The following is an 18378-nucleotide window of genomic DNA, read 5'->3' on the forward strand; positions in this document are numbered from 1 at the left end:
TTAACTCAAGAGGCTTCTTTTCTAAGTTTGGTTTAACGCTTGTCTAGGTCAGTTTTATCGACTTCAAATTCGGTTTAATCAACAAGTTTTTGATGTATTGCAATGCCACATAAGAGACCACAATTGTTGCAATAATGAGCTCAATACCGGCTAAATCACGCACTTGTTGTACATACTCCGAGGCTACCCCTTGCAATTCCATCCAATTTGCCATTTTAAACAATGCTGTAGCCCCAATCACCATTGGAAAAGTGAACGCGGCATAGCCTGGACTGAATGGCAGTCTGAGTAGTTTAAAAAACGCTAAGTAGATAATAGCCGTCATCAACACCGCAATACCGAATAACATGGCAATAATCACTGGTGATGGGGTTGCAGTCACAGTCAAGTATCCGGCTAAGGATAGACTCGCTGGTGCCGCCATAATCGCCATGGTTGGTTTTGCCACATCCGGAACTTCGTGAGTAAACATAAAACGGTAAATCATCACCGGTAGCATAACCGCGTACGCCACCATACCAAACATCAAGGCACCTTGCGCCACTGGCACTAAAACCGGATTGCCAGAGAAAGACACATCCGCCACGATAATACCGACGGGAGGCACAAACCAGCTCGGAACCATGTGGTGTAATTCAAAGTCTTTGGCGCGATGGTAAACAAAACTCACCAAAAAGACGACGTGCAGAACCACTGCAATCAGCCAAAGCACATCACCAGCCATTGGGTAAAAATGGCCAAGAGAGTTCGAGACCACCATAGTCCCCATCGCAAATGTCGGCACCACGCTGCCCACAACCGGATGAGCAAGATCTTCTCTTAATAGGTGGCGATGGAGCAAAAACTTGATTGCCAGTACCACCAACAACATGCTTGCAATACTCGCGCTAATCCACTGTCCGTAACCATGCAATTCGGCGAAGTTTTCCCAACTCCAGCCTAAGCTTGCAATACCAAGAGCCAACCCAGCCATCGGAGTTGGCGCTCCCATTACTTTTGCTTTTGTTTTCTGAATCATGATCACCTCAACCAGACTCACTTTCGATAACACATATAATACGCTTGCACTTCGTTCCGATATATCTAATTATTTAAAACAAACGTTCAAAATTACTAAACGGTGAACCATGGCAAGTCACATTTCGCTTAAACAACTCAAAGTGTTCACGACGATCACCCAACATAAGACCCTGACTGCGGCATCAGAGAGCCTATTTCTCTCTAAAGCAGCGGTGAGCATGGCGCTGTCAGAGTTAGAAAAACAAATTGGTCATCACCTCTTTGATCGCGTGAATAACCGTTTAATCCTCAACCAAGAAGGACAAAAACTGCTGCCTTTAGCAGATGAACTGCTCAATCGTGCTAAGGACATAGAAGGCATTTTTAATGGCGATCAAGCGCTTTCTGGTCAACTTCGCATTGGCGCGAGTGACACCATCGGCAATCAAGTCGCACCCTACTTGCTCAGCGAATTTCGCCAACAAACGAATCACCGCTCGCAAAGCCTGTTCATTTCCAACTCAACACAAATTTGCGACATGCTGACCGACTACGAGCTGGATATCGCACTTATTGAAGGAAAAACGCTCCACCCAGAGTTGCAATCGACACAGTTTAGCGACGATGAAATGTGTGTCATCTGCACACCAAATTACCCAGTCGCGTGCGAAGGAGTGGTGAACTTAGCGGAACTTGAAAACAGCGAGTGGATATTGCGAGAGGCAGGTTCAGGATCGCGTGAGTTTTTCATGCGAGTCGTCGCGCCGCGCTTGGAGCATTGGCAAGAAGCATTTCAACTCAACACAACAGAAGCGCTGATCAATTCCGTCTCTGCTGGATTGGGATTAGGCTGTTTATCACGCCTGTCGGCAGAGCCCGCTATTCGTGACGGGCGTGTAAGGGTTCTCGACATGCCTTTAGACATGAAACGCCGATTTTGGTTACTCGTGCACAAAGAGAAATACCAAAACCCGCTCCTCAAAACTTTTATCGAATTTTGCCAAGATTGGCAGTAACCAAAAATTTTCTTGCAAACATCAATAACCAAAGTGAAAGTAAAATAGTTTAAATGCTGGCCAGTTAGTTGTACCTGCCTCTCATTCTTAGGCTTGTCGCTAGACTTAATTGGTCAAAAACTGTATAAAAAGCCAGTATCAATACACCAAGTTAGGGGACCAACCATGGCTGTAATCGTCAAGTACGTGGTAGAACGCAATGGAGAAGAGAAAATGACTTTTACCTCTAAAGCGGAAGCTGACGCATATGACAAAATGCTAGATATGGCAGACGAGCTATTCACTCTGCTAAACAAAAGTGAACTTCTAGAAGACGAAGGTAAGCAAGAGGATCTTGCTATGTACCTTGCGCAAAACAAAGAAGAAGTACTTTACGCATTAGGTGCAAAACGTAAACCTGCACCAAAGAAAGCAAAAAAGCTTGAATCTGTAGAAGAAGGCAAGCAAGAAGACGCAGCATAAGTCTCCCATGAGTTTGGAAACGCTGCCTTATATTCATATATAAGTATTGAACAGCACGAATTCACAACTGCTCTACGCTTTCTATAAGGCCTAATCACATCGCGATTAGGCCTTTTTCATTCATACCGATAAGTTATGATTTGTCTCGTTCATGGTTTTAATGACTGACGAGTAAAGCCTTTATGACCGCATTTGATGCACGGGATAATGATAGTCGGATGATTGTAAGTGGTCTTACTGCCACATTCATCACAAACCAAGGTACCTAAGCCTATCACCTCTCCTGCTTCATAGAGTCCTTGGTGCTCCAAATCATCAAACAACTCAATCCACTCAACTTTGGTGCGATCCGTGATTTCTAGTAATCCCTGCCATATTGAGTCGGCAACCGTTAAGTAAAACGGCCCACTTTTGCTCTCCTCATAACTCTCAGAAAACTCTTTTAAGTCTGCTTTGAGATACGCTTTAATTAACGCCAATTCATCTTTGGTCAAGTCATTCGCAGCATCCATTACTTTGCCCGACGTCTCAATCGCTTTGTTAACTTCTTCCGGACTTTGCTTCAAGGTTTCAATCACATCCTCGAGCATTTCCTCATAACCTGTTTTACGTTTAGGCATAACTGACCTCCGTCTTTCTCCTACCTGCGTCACTTAAGGGCGCATGGGTACAGATTGGCTATTGTTGTGATCCCTAGCTTTAGGTATTCTATGATGATCTATTTAAGTCTGTTCTAACCGAACTCACAAATTCCAAGATAACCGGATATCATCGATGCAAGAACAATACAATCCACAAGACATTGAACAAAAAGTTCAAAAGCACTGGGATGACAACAAAACCTTTGTTGTAAGTGAAGACCCAAATAAAGAAAAATTCTACTGTCTCTCTATGTTCCCGTACCCAAGCGGTCGACTGCACATGGGTCACGTGCGTAACTACACCATCGGTGACGTAGTATCTCGTTTTCAACGCCTACAAGGCAAAAACGTGATGCAACCAATTGGTTGGGATGCGTTCGGTCTCCCTGCAGAAAACGCAGCGGTCAAAAACAAAACAGCACCTGCGCCATGGACTTATGAAAACATTGAGTACATGAAGAATCAACTTAAGCTGCTAGGTTTTGGCTACGACTGGAGCCGTGAGTTCGCAACCTGTACGCCAGAATACTACCGCTGGGAACAAGCATTTTTCACCAAACTGTATGAGAAAGGTCTCGTTTACAAAAAGACATCGTCTGTGAACTGGTGTCCAAACGATCAAACCGTTCTTGCCAACGAGCAGGTTGAAGACGGCTGCTGTTGGCGTTGTGACACGCCTGTAGAGCAGAAAGAAATTCCACAGTGGTTCATCAAGATCACTGAATACGCACAAGAGCTACTAGACGATCTAGACAAGCTAGAAGATTGGCCTGAAATGGTTAAAACCATGCAGCGCAACTGGATTGGTCGTTCTGAAGGGGTTGAACTTAAGTTTGAAGTTAAGGGTCAACAAGACCTAGAAGTTTACACCACGCGTCCAGATACGCTTATGGGTGTCACTTATGTCGGTATCGCAGCAGGTCACCCTCTTGCCGCACAGGCAGCAGAGAACAATCCTGATCTTGCAACGTTTATCGACGAATGTAAGAACAACAAAGTTGCAGAAGCTGAGCTAGCGACAATGGAAAAGAAAGGCATGGCAACTGGCCTGACTGCTATTCATCCATTGAACGGCCGCGAAGTTCCAATATACGTAGCAAACTTCGTACTGATGGACTATGGCACAGGCGCGGTAATGGCAGTACCGGCACATGACCAACGTGACTACGAGTTCGCGACGAAGTACGGTCTAGACATCGTGCCAGTTATCAAACCGGCTGACGGTAGCGAGCTAGACATCTCTGAAGCGGCATACACCGAAAAAGGGGTTCTGTTTGATTCAGGTGAGTTCGACGGTCTAGAATTCCAAGCGGCATTCGATGTAATCGCAGCCAAGCTAGAAGCAGAAGGCAAAGGTAAGAAGACCGTTAACTTCCGTCTACGTGACTGGGGCGTTTCTCGCCAGCGTTACTGGGGCGCGCCAATCCCAATGGTAACCACTGAAGACGGTGAAGTTCATCCTGTGCCCGCTGACCAACTGCCCGTCATTCTTCCAGAAGACGTGGTCATGGACGGCGTCACCAGCCCAATAAAAGCAGACAAAGAGTGGGCGAAGACAACCTTCAACGGCGAAGCAGCGCTACGTGAGACAGACACGTTCGATACGTTCATGGAGTCTTCTTGGTACTACGCACGTTACTGCTCACCACAAGCGGATGACATTCTCGACCCTGAAAAAGCCAACTATTGGCTGCCAGTAGACCAGTACATCGGTGGTATCGAGCACGCTTGTATGCACCTGTTGTACTCTCGCTTCTTCCACAAATTGCTACGTGACGCTGGCTACGTTACATCTGACGAACCGTTCAAGCAGCTACTGTGTCAAGGCATGGTACTGGCCGATGCGTTCTACCACACAAATGAAAAAGGCACCAAAGAGTGGGTTGCGCCTACTGATGTAACCATCGAACGCGATGGTAAAGGCCGTATCACTTCAGCAATAGACGATCAAGGCCGTAACGTTGAGCACTCAGGCATGATCAAAATGTCTAAGTCTAAGAACAACGGTATCGACCCACAAGAGATGGTCGACAAGTATGGTGCTGATACTGTACGCCTATTCATGATGTTCGCATCTCCAGCAGACATGACGCTTGAGTGGCAAGAATCTGGCGTAGAAGGTGCGAACCGCTTCCTGAAACGTGTTTGGAAACTAGTTAAAGAGCACACAGCGAAAGGCGCAGCAGAAGCAGTCGATGCAGCAGCGCTTTCTGGTGATCAAAAAGCACTGCGTCGTGACGTTCACAAAACTATTGCGAAAGTGACGGACGATATCGCTCGTCGTCAAACGTTTAACACGGCTATCGCAGCGATCATGGAACTGATGAACAAGCTAGCCAAAGCGCCTCAAGACTCGGCGCAAGATCGTGCAATTCTTGACGAAGCGCTAAAAGCGATTGTTGTCATGCTTTACCCTATCACTCCACACATTTCATACGAACTGTGGACGGCGTTAGGTGAGTCAGATATCGACAACGCAGCATGGCCAACGTTTGATGAAAAAGCACTGGTTGAAGATGAAAAAACGATCGTTGTGCAAGTAAACGGCAAGCTACGTGCGAAACTGACGGTTGCTGCTGACGCAAGCAAAGATCAAGTTGAAGCACTTGGTCTAAACGACGAAAACGTAATTAAGTTCACCGATGGCCTAACCGTCCGTAAAGTCATCTACGTTCCAGGTAAATTGCTGAACATCGTCGCAAACTAATCACAGCTTGCAATTTGTCTCTGTTTAGCGAACTTATTTGTTAACCAAGAGCCATTAAACAGGGTAGTTCACTACCCTGTTTATTTACCTCAACCCATTCACACGAGTGGTTTAAGGTAAATAACCCCTTCAATTTAGGATGAATACAATCAATGCGCTTTTTCTCTTTGATTAAACTACCAGTGGTATTGGTATTAGCGGGGCTTCTTTCTGCCTGTGGTTTTCACCTTCGCGGCGAGTATTCCGTACCGGAAGAGCTGCACACTATGTCTTTCTCCAGCTACGATGAATACAGCCCGTTAACACGCTATGTTCGTTCTCAACTCGAACTCAACAAAGTTGAACTTGTTCAGCCAACATCTAGCGTACCGAACCTGCACCTAATTAAAACAACTATCGATGAGCGCACGCTATCGCTTTACCAAAATAGCCGTGCAGCAGAAAAAGAACTGACATACGTCGTAAAATACCGCATCACCATTCCTGGCTACGGTTCGAAGAATTTTACTACCACCGTCAACCGTAACTACCTTGACAACCCGCTAACCGCTCTTGCAAAGTCAGTCGAGCGTGACCTCATTGAAGATGAAATGCGCCTGCAAGCTGCCAAGCAGATGATGCGCCAGCTAGGACGTATCCGTGCAGAGTATGAAGCGGGACAAGTGAACGAACCAACTAAGACGAACTCTTAATCACTATGCGAATTTATGCCGATAAGTTGGTGGATCATTTAACCAAGCACGTCAAACAGGTTTATCTGATCTTTGGTAATGAGCCACTCCTGATTCAAGAAAGTCGCCAAGCTATCCAAAAAACAGCATTTCATCATGGGTTTGAGGAAAAACACCGTTTTGTTGTGGATGCGAGTCTAGATTGGAACCAAGTATACGACTGCTGCCAAGCACTGAGCTTATTCTCAAGCCGCCAGTTGATTGAGCTGGAAATACCAGAAAGTGGTGTCACGGCAGCGGTAAGTAAAGAACTACACATGCTGTGTGACATGCTGCATGAAGATATCATGCTCGTAATTGTGGGCAGCAAGCTGACGAAGGCGCAAGAAAACGCCAAATGGTTTAAAGCACTCAGTGCTAAAGGTGATTGGGTCAGCTGTTTAACCCCTGATCTGCAACGCCTACCTATGTTTATTCAAACGCGCTGTCGTGCTCTTGGCTTAAAGCCAGATCAACAATCACTGCAAATGTTGGCACAGTGGCATGAAGGAAACCTATTTGCTTTATCACAAAGCCTAGAAAAACTTACCTTGCTCTACCCTGATGGTGAGCTCACCATTGTTCGTTTAGAAGAAGCGCTGAGCCGTCATAACCATTTCACCACTTTTAACTGGATTGATGCGTTATTAGCGGGGAAAGCGAATCGTGCTCAACGTATTCTGCGCCAACTAGAAGCTGAAAGTATAGAAACGGTAATTCTTATTCGCAGTGTACAGAAAGAGTTAAGCCAACTTTTAAACATGCATTGAGATTTGACGCAAATGGACATGAGTCAGGTATTTGAAAAATATCGAGTCTGGCAAAACAAACGTCCTTTGTATAACGCAGCATTAACTCGCTTATCAGCCAGTCGAATTTACGCTTTACTCTCGCTATTAGCTCAGGCAGAGATCAAGGCGAAAACCCAATATAACGAATCCGTATGGCCAACTATCCATCAGTTGAGTTTAGAAACCTGCTCTCCTGATATTAAGCTGGCAATTTAAAAATCAAAGCGTGATATAGTGCGCGACCTGTTTTGCAGCCAATAGAGCAAAACGCACCAGAGATACGAGACAAACCGAGGAAAACCGAGTGCTTCGCGAAGAACTGAAAGACTTTTTAGCAAACAAAGCCGACGATATGAAAGCGGAAAACATCATCATCTTGAATGTGGAAGACAAATCGAGCATAACAGATTACATGGTCATCTGTACTGGCACTTCTAAGCGCCACGTTGCCTCCATTGCTGACCATGTTGCGACTGAAGTGAAGAAAGCCGGTCTTGAACCATTAGGGATGGAAGGTGAAATGGAAGGTGAATGGGTGGTCCTCGATATGGGCGATGCCATGCTACACGTGATGCAAGAAGAACACCGCTCTCTGTACCAGCTAGATAAACTCTGGGGTTAATCTTTTGAAAATTCAACTCATTGCCGTTGGAACCAAAATGCCAAAGTGGGTCGAAGAAGGCTTTCAGGAGTACCGTCGTCGTTTCCCACACGATATGCCACTGGAATTGATTGAAGTTCCTGCTGGCAAGCGCGGTAAAAACGCTGATATTGCTCGCATCTTGCAAAAAGAAGGGGAAGCGATGCTGGCAGCGGTGCCAAAAGGCAACCGCATAGTGACGTTGGATATCCCAGGTAAAAAATGGGACACCTCACAGCTAGCAGTGCAGTTAGAAGCTTGGAAATTAGATGGTCGTGATGTTTCAATCTTAATTGGTGGCCCTGAAGGGCTAGCGCCTGCCTGTAAAGCCGCCGCAGACCAAAGCTGGTCACTGTCAGCCTTAACGCTACCGCACCCACTTGTGCGCATTGTCATGGCAGAAAGCTTATACCGAGCGTGGAGCATCACTGCTAACCACCCTTACCACCGCGAATAATCGCTGTTTAAATTCAGAGACAAGCGTTCATGATTCGTAGACGCCGCAGTCAAATCCGAGATTTTCAAGCCGAGGCGCGCCTGTTTGCCAGCCGCGCTATTGTTGCTTTTATCGGCATCATCATTCTAATGGGCTTACTGGTCGCCAATATGTACAATATTCAGGTGAACCAGTTCCAAGATTACCAAACTCGCTCCAACGACAACCGCATCAAAGTCGTACCGATTGCGCCAAATCGAGGGCTTATCTACGATCGTAACGGTGTCTTATTAGCCGAAAATCGACCTGTCTTTAACTTAGAGCTCACGCCGGAAAAAATTAAAGATATTGATAAAACCATCACAGAACTGCAAACCATTCTGGATGTTCCCCAAGAAAAAATTGAACGCTTCCATCATGAGCGCAAACGCACCCGTCGGTTTAAGTCAGTTCCACTGCTTACTCAACTCAACGAAAAGCAGGTCGCCGTTTTTTCCGTGAATCAATACCGTTTTCCTGGTGTTGAAATCAGCGCGACACTGAAACGCTACTACCCGTTTAGCGAAGTCCTGACGCACGTGATTGGTTACGTTTCTCGTATTAATGATCGCGACATACAGCGCCTTGTTCGTGAGGAAAAAGACGCAAACTATCAAGCCACTCGTGATATCGGAAAGTTAGGTATCGAAAAATACTACGAGGACTTATTGCACGGCACTGCCGGGTATCAAGAAGTCGAAGTGAACAATCGTGGCCGCGTTATCCGCACTTTAAAATACGTCCCACCTATTCCCGGTAAAGACATTGTCTTAAACCTCGATATCAACCTACAACTTTACGTACACCAACTGCTTGATGGTCGACGAGGCGGTGCTGTAGTGATTAACCCAAGAGACAACGGCGTACTAGCGATGGTATCAAGCCCAAGTTATGACCCTAATGCGTTTGTCCACGGGATCTCAAGTAAAGAGTATCGTGGCTTATTAACCAATAAAGACCGTCCTTTGGTTAATCGGACCACCCTTGGCATTTATCCGCCCGCCTCTACTATTAAACCATTTATGGCAGTAGCAGCTCTACAAGAAGGCGTGGTTACACCCAATACGATCCGTAACGACCCAGGGTATTGGCGCATTCCCAACTCCAACACTCGTCCATTCCGTGACTGGTTACGTTGGGGCCATGGAAACGTTGATATCATCAAATCAATCGAAGAGTCTGTCGACACGTTTTACTATCAAATCGCATACGACATGGGGATTGACCGTATTTCGAACTGGATGATGATGTTCGGCTTTGGTGACTACACTGGCATCGATATTTACGAAGAAAGTAAAGCCAATATGCCAACTCGCGACTGGAAACGATCGCGTCATAACACCCCTTGGTACAAAGGCGATACTATCCCTGTCGGTATCGGGCAAGGCTACTGGACCTCTACCCCCATGCAAATTGCAAAAGCAACGTCGGTATTGGTCAACGACGGTGTCGTCGCCGCGCCTCATCTACTAAAAGCAACGATAGATAATGGCGGTGAATTTGAACAGCAACAAGCTGCGGAATACGTTACCTACCCACCGATCAAGAACGTGCCACAGAAATACTGGAACATGGCAAAAGAAGGCATGCGCCGTGTAAACCATGGTAAACGTGGCACCGCTCGCCGTTCATTCTATAAAATGAGTTATCAAACCGCAGGAAAATCCGGTACAGCGCAGGTCTTCGGTTTGGGTGAAAACGAAGAGTACAACGCGGATGAAATTGCAGAACACTTACGTGACCATGCCTTGTTCACTGGTTTTGCCCCATTTGACAACCCAAAAGCCGTGGTCACGGTCGTACTAGAAAACGCCGGTGGTGGTTCCAGCAACGGCGCGCCAGTCGTTAGGAAGATTTTCGATCGAGTCGTACTTGGCCCGGCAAAAATAAAATCTGATAAAAGCAATACGAAGAAAGAGGTAACACAGTAATGAAAATGGACCCCTCTACAGGTAAAAACCGCGCCCTGTTTGAGCGCTTCCATATCGACTTACCTCTTCTGCTTGGCATATTGGCTCTCATGGCTTTTGGTTTGGTGGTCATGTATAGCGCCAGCGGACAAAGCTTGCTTATGATGGATCGTCAAGCCATGCGCATGGTGTTGTCCATGGTGGTCATGATTGTTCTGGCTCAACTCTCCCCTCGAACTTATGAAAATTTGGCTCCGTTGATGTTTGTGGGCGGAGTCATACTCCTGTTTGGGGTGCTATTTTTTGGTGAAGCATCCAAAGGCGCACAACGTTGGTTGAACTTAGGTTTTGTTCGATTCCAACCATCAGAACTGCTTAAACTCGCGGTGCCACTGATGGTCGCGCGCTATATAGGCAAACAACCTCTCCCCCCGACGTTAAAGACATTGCTCGTTGCCCTTATCATGGTTTGTTTACCAACCATACTCATTGCGAAACAGCCTGACTTGGGCACCTCGATTCTGATCGCCGCTTCCGGTATTTTTGTCATCTTCTTAGCAGGCATCAGCTGGAAAATCATTGCTGGCGCCGCGATTGCGCTAGGTGGCTTTATTCCAGTGTTGTGGTTTTTCTTGATGCGCGAGTATCAGAAAGTCCGCGTACGTACGCTGTTTAATCCAGAATCCGACCCTCTCGGCGCGGGTTACCACATCATTCAAAGTAAAATAGCGATTGGTTCCGGTGGCATCTCCGGCAAAGGTTGGTTACAAGGCACACAGTCACAACTGGAGTTCCTTCCTGAACGACATACTGACTTTATCTTTGCAGTCATTGCTGAAGAATGGGGTATGATTGGCTTTCTTTGCTTATTAGCCATCTATCTTTTTATCATTGGGCGAGGGTTATATCTCGCCAGTCAAGCGCAGACCGCGTTCGGACGAATGATGGCAGGCAGTGTTGTACTCAGCTTCTTCGTGTATATTTTTGTAAACATCGGCATGGTAAGTGGCATCCTACCAGTAGTAGGGGTACCGTTACCGTTAATTAGTTATGGCGGTACTTCAATGGTGACCTTGATGGCGGGTTTTGGCATTTTGATGTCGATCCATACACACCGAAAAGCATTCTCTAAGGCGACCTAGACATGCAAACACGCGCTTTATATTCCTTCGTTTTTTCTGCTCTTATTTTGGCGGGCTGTTCATCCACCAGTCAAAAGAAACAGGAAGGGCGTTACGAACTTGAATCTGATGTCGCACCTGAAACGCCACTTTCAGTCGAACACATTGAGGATGCGCACCCAAAATACGAACCCTATAGCTTGGGTGGTAACAGCGATTATCACTTACGCGGTAAAGACTACACGATCGTTCGCAACGCAAAAGGCTTTACTGAAAAAGGCCGAGCCTCTTGGTACGGTAATAAATTTCAGGGACATTTAACGTCCAACGGCGAAATCTACGACATGTACTCAATGACCGCCGCCCACAAAACACTGCCGTTACCAAGTTACGTTAAGGTCACAAATAACGACAACGGTAAATCCACCGTTGTACGAGTAAATGACCGTGGGCCATTTCACGACGGCCGAATCATCGATTTAAGTTATGCGGCCGCACATAAGCTAGATGTAATAAAAACAGGGACCGCCAATGTTGAAATTGAAGTTATCAGCGTCGCTCAGCCAACAGACACACAGTCTTTAAAGGCAAATCCGAAATACGTTATTCAGGTCGTTTCATCAAAAAATCCAGATCGAGCGCGAACTTTAGGCGCGGAGCTTGGTCAAAAGCTGGATACAGATACTTTTCTTGAGAACGCGAAAGAATCTTATCGCTTGCTGCTAGGGCCATTTACTGACTATTCCCTGACGCAAGCCACACTAGATAAAGTAAAGTTACTCGGCTATTCGTCCGCCTTTATTAAAAAACACAACACTGCCAAATGACCTTGGTTCATGAATTTCTCCTTGAATCCTCTCTTACATCACTGGGGATTCTGATAAGATATCCGCAGTTAACCTAAAAATTTGAATTACCATGAATAAAAATAAGTTTGTGAAATCTATTCTCGTTTCTTCGGTTGCCCTTTCTGCAACCTTTGCTCAATCTGCTCTTGCATCACCTGTCGTTGTTCCCGATGCTCCGCAAATCGCGGCGAAAGGCTACGTATTGATGGACTACCATTCAGGGAAAGTATTGGCAGAAAAAGAGATGAACACAAAATTGTCTCCTGCTAGCCTGACTAAGATGATGACCAGCTACGTAATTGGCCAAGAGCTAGAGCGTGGTAATATTACAGAAGATGATGACGTAACCATCAGCCAAAATGCATGGGCAAAAAACTTCCCAGAATCTTCAAAGATGTTCATTGAAGTTGGCACCACGGTAAAAGTACGTGACTTAAACCGAGGTATCATCATCCAGTCTGGTAACGATGCGTGCGTGGCAATGGCTGAGCACATTGCGGGCTCAGAAGACGCTTTTGTTGACTTAATGAATGCGTGGACAAAGACGCTAGGCATGACTAACTCGCACTTTGCCAACGTTCATGGTTTAGATAACGCAGAGTTGTACTCTACACCATACGACATGGCGCTGCTTGGTCAGGCTTTAATCCGTGACGTGCCAAACGAATACCGCGTTTACGCTGAGAAAAAGTTCACTTATAACGGCATTACTCAATACAACCGTAACGGTCTGCTTTGGGACAAGAGCATGAACGTTGACGGCATCAAAACAGGCCATACAAGCAACGCAGGTTACAGCCTCGTCAGCTCAGCAACTGAAGGCAAAATGCGTCTGATCGCCGTTGTTATGGGCACAAAAAGTGCGAACGCACGTAAATCAGAAAGCAAAAAACTCCTGAGCTACGGCTTCCGCTTCTTCGAAACGGTGGCACCACACAAAGCAGGTGAAACGTTTGTAGAAGAAAAAGTATGGATGGGTAACAAAGATACAGTGGCACTTGGCCTTGACCAAGACACGTACGTTACGCTGCCTCGGGGTGAAGCAAAAAATCTTAAAGCCAGCTTCGTGCTTGAAAAAGAGCTAGAAGCCCCAATTAATAAAGGTGATGTCGTTGGTAAGCTCTACTATCAAACAGATGATGGTAAAGATATTGCCGAATACCCTCTGATGGCACTAGAAACCGTAGAACAAGGTAGCCTATTCAGCCGCATGTGGGATTACATCGTATTGTTATTCAAGAGTTTCTTCTAAATAGAACCCTAGAGTCGCAAACATACTCGCTAAGCCGCCTCCCATGGCGGCTTTTTAAGTCTGTGATCCTCATCTTGAGTTCCCCTTTATTTGACTGTACTATTTCGCACCGCAACGAATACCAACTGGAGTTACCGATATGCTAACCATCAACTCTGATGCAAAATTAAAAGACCTGCTTGAGTTCCCTTGTTCTTTTACTTACAAGGTAATGGGGCATGCAAAGCCTGAACTTCCAGAACTTATCCTTGAAGTCATTCAGCGCCATGCTCCAGGTGACTACAGCCCAAAAGTAAAACCAAGTGCTAAGGGCAACTACCACTCGGTGTCAATCAATATCACGGCAACCTCTATCGAGCAGGTTGAAACCCTATACAAAGAGTTAGGTGACATTGATATTGTGCGCATGGTTCTATAGTTTTTTTGATGGATTAAATTTTTTTTGAAAGCAGCTTTCGGCTGCTTTCTTTTTATTTATCAGCCAGATACTGTGACCGTTTATTTCTTTTAGCTAAAAATCTGTGACTCAACGGTAGAGCATCTGGTGTATCCAGTTTATAATCCAAAAACTTTATATATTAGCGACAGGAATTCCCATGCCACACCAACTTGTTGTAAAACGACTTGGACGCCAAGACTATGAGCCGGTATGGAAGGCAATGCATGAGTTCACCGATCAACGCTCGGATGAAACCCCTGATGAAGTTTGGCTGGTAGAACATAACCCAGTATTCACTCAAGGTCAGGCTGGCAAAGCTGAGCACCTGATTAATACGGGTGATATTCCTGTTGTACAAAGCGACCGCGGTGGTCAAGTCACTTATCATGGCCCGGGTCAACTTGTGGCTTACTTCTTGATCAACTTACGTCGTAAAAAATTGGGCGTACGAGATCTCGTGACACACATCGAGAACCTCGTGATCAACACATTAAAAGCATACAATATCGACGCAGCCGCACGCCCTGACGCTCCAGGCGTTTATGTCAACGGTAAGAAAATATGCTCTCTCGGTTTACGCATTCGTAAAGGGTGCTCGTTCCATGGCTTAGCCCTGAACGTCAATATGGACTTAACACCATTTCTACGTATTAACCCTTGTGGTTATGAAGGCATGGAAATGGTTCAGGTTAACCAGTTTGGCGGCCCAGACGACGTAGAAACCGTAGAAAAACAATTAATAGAAGAACTCGTTACTTTGCTCGATTACGAGCGAGTAGAATTCAGCACAGAAGCACCTTCTCAAGGTAATAAAGCATGAGCAAACCAATCCAGATGGAAAAAGGCGTTAAATATCGTGACGCCGATAAAATGGCATTGATTCCCGTAAAGAATATGCCTTCAGAGCAGAAAGAAGTGTTACGTAAGCCTGATTGGATGAAAATCAAGCTGCCAGCCGATAGCCAACGAATTCAAGACATCAAAGCGGCAATGCGCAAGAACAAACTTCACTCAGTATGTGAAGAAGCCTCTTGTCCTAATCTGGCGGAATGTTTTAACCACGGTACAGCGACCTTTATGATCTTAGGTGCGATCTGTACCCGTCGTTGTCCTTTCTGTGATGTTGCTCATGGTCGCCCACTGACTCCTGAAGCAGAAGAGCCTCAAAAACTGGCGAAAACCATCGCCGACATGAAGCTGAAATACGTCGTCATCACTTCTGTAGACCGTGACGACCTGCGTGATGGTGGTGCACAGCACTTTGCCGACTGTAACCGCGAGATCCGTGCGTTGAACCCCCACATTAAGATTGAAACACTAGTTCCTGACTTCCGTGGTCGTATGGATGTGGCACTTGATCTAATGAAAGACAACCCGCCAGATGTCTTCAACCACAACCTAGAAACGGCACCGCGTCTTTACCGTAAAGCTCGCCCAGGCGCGAACTACAAATGGTCTCTACAATTACTGAAAAAATTCAAAGAGCAGCACCCAGACATTCCGACTAAATCAGGGTTAATGATGGGGCTTGGTGAGACAAAAGAAGAAATTGTTGAAGTACTCAAGGACCTGCGTGAACACGGCGTCACCATGTTGACTCTCGGTCAATACTTAGCGCCAAGCCGTCACCATCTGCCAGTAGAGCGTTACGTTCCGCCATCAGAGTTTGACGAGCTCAAAGAAATCGCACTGGATCTAGGCTTCACTCACGCTGCCTGTGGCCCATTCGTTCGTTCTTCTTACCATGCCGATATGCAAGCGCAAGGTCTTGAGATCAAATAAACGACTTGCTTTTAATAACAAAAAGGTTGGTCTTTCACCAACCTTTTTGTATCTCAACACAAAAGCCTCCCTACCCCTTCTTATTCGGTGCATGTCATTCCGACCAGCCTAAGTGGAATCAGGAATCTTGTTTCACACACTCTGGTACTCTAAGCCTTTCCCCTAAGCAGACAGCACTCTGAAAACAGATTCTGAATCACGTTCGTTCCTCAACGGTTCAAAATAACAGAACAGGTCACCCCTCCCGCTTGTAGGGAGTATACTGAGGACTTACCCAAACGTTAGAAAACAAAAAGGCCCTCAATTGAGGACCTTAGAATTTCGCGATTTTTCGAAATCGACTCAGCCTATGAGGCTAACGTTTACAAAGAAAATTACGCGTAAACGGGTAGACGCTTACAGATCGCTAGTACTTTCTGTTTTGTCGCTGCGATAACTTCCTCATTGCCGATGTTATCCAAAACGTCACACATCCAGTTCGCTAACTCTTTTGCATCTTCTTCAGTGAAGCCACGGCGAGTGATTGCTGGCGTACCCACTCGGATACCAGACGTCACGAACGGGCTACGTGGATCATTTGGTACTGAGTTTTTGTTTACAGTAATGTTTGCCGCACCTAGTGCTGCGTCCGCATCTTTACCAGTGATATTTTTGTCGATTAAGTCTACGAGGAATAAGTGGTTCTCTGTACTGTTAGATACAATTTTGTAACCGCGCTCTTGGAACTGACCAACCATTGCCTTAGCGTTTTTTACGACGCGAGCTTGGTATTGTTTAAACTCTGGCTCCATCGCTTCTTTAAATGCGACAGCTTTACCAGCGATAACGTGCATTAGAGGGCCACCTTGACCACCAGGGAACACCGCTGAGTTGAGCTTCTTGTACATTTCTTCACCTGCATTAGACAGGATCAGACCGCCACGTGGGCCAGCTAGCGTTTTGTGCGTGGTGGTTGTCACAACATGTGCGTGTGGTACTGGTGTTGGGTATTCACCCGCTGCGATAAGGCCAGCTACGTGTGCCATATCTACGAATAGGTACGCGTTCACTTTATCTGCGATTTCACGCATGCGTTTCCAATCCACGATTTGCGAGTAAGCCGAAAAACCACCGATGATCATCTTAGGATTGTGCTCAAGCGCGAGCTGTTCCATCTCGTCGTAGTTGATTTGACCCGCCTCATCGATACCATAAGGGATAACATTGTAGTGTTTACCAGAGAAATTTACCGGAGAGCCGTGAGTTAGATGACCGCCGTGCGCTAGACTCATGCCTAGCACCGTGTCGCCAGGGTTGAGCAGCGCCATGTATACGGCGCTGTTTGCTTGAGAACCTGAGTGAGGCTGTACGTTCGCGTATTCACACCCAAAAAGCTCACATGCACGATCGATAGCAAGCTGTTCTGCTTTATCAACGTATTCACAACCGCCGTAGTAACGCTTGCCTGGGTAGCCTTCAGCGTATTTGTTCGTTAGCTGAGAACCTTGCGCTTCCATTACACGTGGGCTTGTGTAGTTTTCAGAGGCGATGAGTTCAATGTGTTCTTCCTGACGAAGAGTTTCTTCCTGGATAGCTGCGAACAGTTCCGCATCGTAATCTGCGATGTTCATATCACACTTAAGCATCTGTATCTCCTGACTCAGATTAGTACTGAAAGTTACAAAAAAACTGTTGAATGACCCTACGCAAACGTTTTCGTCACTCTAATGGCGCGCATTCTACATAATTCGATCTGGGTCATAAAGAGAAATTTACACTTTTTCTCATGCAGTTTTTTCATGATGACAAACAATAAATATCATGGCGATGCTGCAAACCTCTACCATGATTTATCGACTGTCAATTTTCGGCTTTACACCCTGTAAAATAGCAATTACATAGGTTTACCGTAAATTTTACCCTTTAACTACCGAAAAGATCATCTTTTTACTACTATGCTCGCCTTGTTTATCACCAACGACTGCAAACTTGATGGAAAAACACTCACTAAAAGAAGACTGGATAGCAATTCTCACTGGGACCTTTTTGGTCGCTCAAGGGGTTTTCTTTCTCCAATCCGCAAACCTTCTTACTGGAGGGACAACCGGATTGGCTCTGCTTATCAGCCAATTTACACCTTTTACGTTTGGTACGCTTTATTTTTTGGCTAACAGTCCTTTTTACTTACTCGCATGGCAACGCTTCGGCCGTCATTTCGCCATTAACAGTGCAATTTCTGGCGCTTTAGTCTCTATCTTTGCCGATCATCTTTATTTGCTGATTTCGCTGGAATCAGTAAACGAAGTTTATTGTGCGCTCATCGGTGGCCTGTTAATGGGCTTGGGTATGCTGATCTTATTCAGACATCGTTCTAGCCTTGGTGGCTTCAACGTGCTTTGTTTGTTCATTCAGGATAAATTCGGTGTTTCAGTCGGTAAAAGCCAAATGGCTATTGATGCGTGTATTCTGTTCGCCTCGTTCTTTTTTGTCTCGCTTGAGGTGGTTGCTCTATCAATTTTCGGCGCATTGGCACTGAATGTCGTACTGGCAATGAACCATAAACCCCACCGCTATTCCGTCTCCTATGGCTCTTAAAGACGCAAAAA

Annotated in this window: 17 protein-coding genes and 1 pseudogene; 15 read left to right on the plus strand and 3 right to left on the minus strand. The window is 45.9% G+C overall.

Features of this window, described 5'->3' with window-relative positions:
* Window positions 1-43: 43 nt before the first annotated feature.
* Window positions 44-1018: a TDT family transporter gene (locus AC3D28_RS07605; protein ID WP_488534420.1), complete on the minus strand. Its 975-nt coding sequence runs from the start codon at window positions 1016-1018 to the stop codon at window positions 44-46.
* 109 nt (window positions 1019-1127) lie between these two features.
* On the opposite strand from AC3D28_RS07605, the gene AC3D28_RS07610 reads away from it, so the two are divergent.
* Together AC3D28_RS07610 and AC3D28_RS07615 are read left to right on the plus strand one after the other, a co-directional pair.
* Entirely contained in the window at window positions 1128-2015 is an 888-nt protein-coding gene (locus AC3D28_RS07610; RefSeq protein ID WP_098414970.1) for a LysR family transcriptional regulator, read from the plus strand.
* 165 nt (window positions 2016-2180) lie between these two features.
* Window positions 2181-2477 carry a YebG family protein gene (locus tag AC3D28_RS07615; protein ID WP_098414969.1) on the plus strand — a complete coding sequence of 99 codons (297 nt, stop codon included), beginning with the start codon at window positions 2181-2183 and terminating at the stop codon, window positions 2475-2477.
* A 149-nt stretch (window positions 2478-2626) separates the two neighbouring features.
* On the opposite strand, the gene AC3D28_RS07620 is transcribed toward AC3D28_RS07615, so the two are convergent.
* Window positions 2627-3097, minus strand: coding sequence for a zinc ribbon-containing protein (locus tag AC3D28_RS07620; protein ID WP_488534421.1), 471 nt, complete (start codon window positions 3095-3097; stop codon window positions 2627-2629).
* 154 nt (window positions 3098-3251) lie between these two features.
* On the opposite strand from AC3D28_RS07620, the gene leuS reads away from it, so the two are divergent.
* The 12 genes and pseudogenes from leuS to lipA all read left to right on the plus strand — a co-directional run bounded on the left by leuS (window position 3252) and on the right by lipA (window position 15793).
* Window positions 3252-5825 carry a leucine--tRNA ligase gene (gene leuS / locus AC3D28_RS07625; protein ID WP_488534422.1) on the plus strand — a complete coding sequence of 858 codons (2574 nt, stop codon included), beginning with the start codon at window positions 3252-3254 and terminating at the stop codon, window positions 5823-5825.
* 152 nt (window positions 5826-5977) lie between these two features.
* Window positions 5978-6517 (plus strand): LPS-assembly lipoprotein LptE, encoded by a 540-nt coding sequence (locus tag AC3D28_RS07630; protein ID WP_098414966.1) that lies wholly within the window; start codon window positions 5978-5980, stop codon window positions 6515-6517.
* Window positions 6518-6522: 5 nt separating this feature from the next.
* Window positions 6523-7542: pseudogene (gene holA / locus AC3D28_RS07635) on the plus strand (DNA polymerase III subunit delta).
* 88 nt (window positions 7543-7630) lie between these two features.
* Window positions 7631-7948 carry a ribosome silencing factor gene (gene rsfS / locus AC3D28_RS07640; protein ID WP_098414964.1) on the plus strand — a complete coding sequence of 106 codons (318 nt, stop codon included), beginning with the start codon at window positions 7631-7633 and terminating at the stop codon, window positions 7946-7948.
* A 4-nt stretch (window positions 7949-7952) separates the two neighbouring features.
* Window positions 7953-8423, plus strand: coding sequence for a 23S rRNA (pseudouridine(1915)-N(3))-methyltransferase RlmH (rlmH, locus tag AC3D28_RS07645; protein ID WP_098414963.1), 471 nt, complete (start codon window positions 7953-7955; stop codon window positions 8421-8423).
* 29 nt (window positions 8424-8452) lie between these two features.
* Window positions 8453-10372 carry a penicillin-binding protein 2 gene (gene mrdA, locus AC3D28_RS07650; RefSeq protein WP_488534423.1) on the plus strand — a complete coding sequence of 640 codons (1920 nt, stop codon included), beginning with the start codon at window positions 8453-8455 and terminating at the stop codon, window positions 10370-10372.
* Window positions 10372-11493: a rod shape-determining protein RodA gene (rodA, locus tag AC3D28_RS07655; protein WP_488534424.1), complete on the plus strand. Its 1122-nt coding sequence runs from the start codon at window positions 10372-10374 to the stop codon at window positions 11491-11493. The genes mrdA and rodA overlap by 1 nt, the downstream gene beginning before the upstream one ends.
* Before the next feature lie 2 nt (window positions 11494-11495).
* Window positions 11496-12299 carry a septal ring lytic transglycosylase RlpA family protein gene (locus AC3D28_RS07660; protein WP_488534425.1) on the plus strand — a complete coding sequence of 268 codons (804 nt, stop codon included), beginning with the start codon at window positions 11496-11498 and terminating at the stop codon, window positions 12297-12299.
* 91 nt (window positions 12300-12390) lie between these two features.
* Window positions 12391-13572 carry a serine hydrolase gene (locus tag AC3D28_RS07665; RefSeq protein ID WP_098414959.1) on the plus strand — a complete coding sequence of 394 codons (1182 nt, stop codon included), beginning with the start codon at window positions 12391-12393 and terminating at the stop codon, window positions 13570-13572.
* Window positions 13573-13711: 139 nt separating this feature from the next.
* Window positions 13712-13990 (plus strand): DUF493 family protein YbeD, encoded by a 279-nt coding sequence (gene ybeD, locus AC3D28_RS07670; RefSeq protein ID WP_488534426.1) that lies wholly within the window; start codon window positions 13712-13714, stop codon window positions 13988-13990.
* Between the two features lie 178 nt (window positions 13991-14168).
* Window positions 14169-14831 (plus strand): lipoyl(octanoyl) transferase LipB, encoded by a 663-nt coding sequence (gene lipB / locus AC3D28_RS07675; protein ID WP_098414957.1) that lies wholly within the window; start codon window positions 14169-14171, stop codon window positions 14829-14831.
* The gene (gene lipA, locus AC3D28_RS07680) at window positions 14828-15793 is read left to right on the plus strand and encodes a lipoyl synthase (RefSeq protein ID WP_098414956.1); all 966 of its coding nucleotides are present in this window, start codon (window positions 14828-14830) and stop codon (window positions 15791-15793) included. Before lipB ends, lipA begins: the two co-directional genes overlap by 4 nt.
* Before the next feature lie 374 nt (window positions 15794-16167).
* Here the strand turns inward: lipA and glyA are convergent, their stop codons facing one another.
* Complete coding sequence (gene glyA / locus AC3D28_RS07685; protein ID WP_488534427.1) at window positions 16168-17418, minus strand: serine hydroxymethyltransferase; 1251 nt, start codon at window positions 17416-17418, stop codon at window positions 16168-16170.
* 346 nt (window positions 17419-17764) lie between these two features.
* Between glyA and AC3D28_RS07690 the strand changes: the two genes are divergently transcribed.
* On the plus strand, window positions 17765-18367 hold the full coding sequence (locus AC3D28_RS07690; RefSeq protein ID WP_098414954.1) for a YitT family protein: 603 nt from the start codon (window positions 17765-17767) through the stop codon (window positions 18365-18367).
* The last annotated feature ends 11 nt before the right edge of the window (window positions 18368-18378 follow it).

It is taken from the genome of Vibrio sp. TAP-3B, assembly GCF_057784735.1.

Bases quoted from the DNA above. Each gene is read 5' to 3' on its own strand.
- AC3D28_RS07605 (WP_488534420.1), bottom strand. From the start codon at position 1,018: ATGATTCAGAAAACAAAAGCAAAAGTAATGGGAGCGCCAACTCCGATG.
- AC3D28_RS07610 (WP_098414970.1), top strand. From the start codon at position 1,128: ATGGCAAGTCACATTTCGCTTAAACAACTCAAAGTGTTCACGACGATC.
- AC3D28_RS07615 (WP_098414969.1), top strand. From the start codon at position 2,181: ATGGCTGTAATCGTCAAGTACGTGGTAGAACGCAATGGAGAAGAGAAA.
- AC3D28_RS07620 (WP_488534421.1), bottom strand. From the start codon at position 3,097: ATGCCTAAACGTAAAACAGGTTATGAGGAAATGCTCGAGGATGTGATT.
- leuS (WP_488534422.1), top strand. From the start codon at position 3,252: ATGCAAGAACAATACAATCCACAAGACATTGAACAAAAAGTTCAAAAG.
- AC3D28_RS07630 (WP_098414966.1), top strand. From the start codon at position 5,978: ATGCGCTTTTTCTCTTTGATTAAACTACCAGTGGTATTGGTATTAGCG.
- mrdA (WP_488534423.1), top strand. From the start codon at position 8,453: ATGATTCGTAGACGCCGCAGTCAAATCCGAGATTTTCAAGCCGAGGCG.
- rodA (WP_488534424.1), top strand. From the start codon at position 10,372: ATGAAAATGGACCCCTCTACAGGTAAAAACCGCGCCCTGTTTGAGCGC.
- AC3D28_RS07660 (WP_488534425.1), top strand. From the start codon at position 11,496: ATGCAAACACGCGCTTTATATTCCTTCGTTTTTTCTGCTCTTATTTTG.
- AC3D28_RS07665 (WP_098414959.1), top strand. From the start codon at position 12,391: ATGAATAAAAATAAGTTTGTGAAATCTATTCTCGTTTCTTCGGTTGCC.
- ybeD (WP_488534426.1), top strand. From the start codon at position 13,712: ATGCTAACCATCAACTCTGATGCAAAATTAAAAGACCTGCTTGAGTTC.
- lipB (WP_098414957.1), top strand. From the start codon at position 14,169: ATGCCACACCAACTTGTTGTAAAACGACTTGGACGCCAAGACTATGAG.
- lipA (WP_098414956.1), top strand. From the start codon at position 14,828: ATGAGCAAACCAATCCAGATGGAAAAAGGCGTTAAATATCGTGACGCC.
- glyA (WP_488534427.1), bottom strand. From the start codon at position 17,418: ATGCTTAAGTGTGATATGAACATCGCAGATTACGATGCGGAACTGTTC.
- AC3D28_RS07690 (WP_098414954.1), top strand. From the start codon at position 17,765: ATGGAAAAACACTCACTAAAAGAAGACTGGATAGCAATTCTCACTGGG.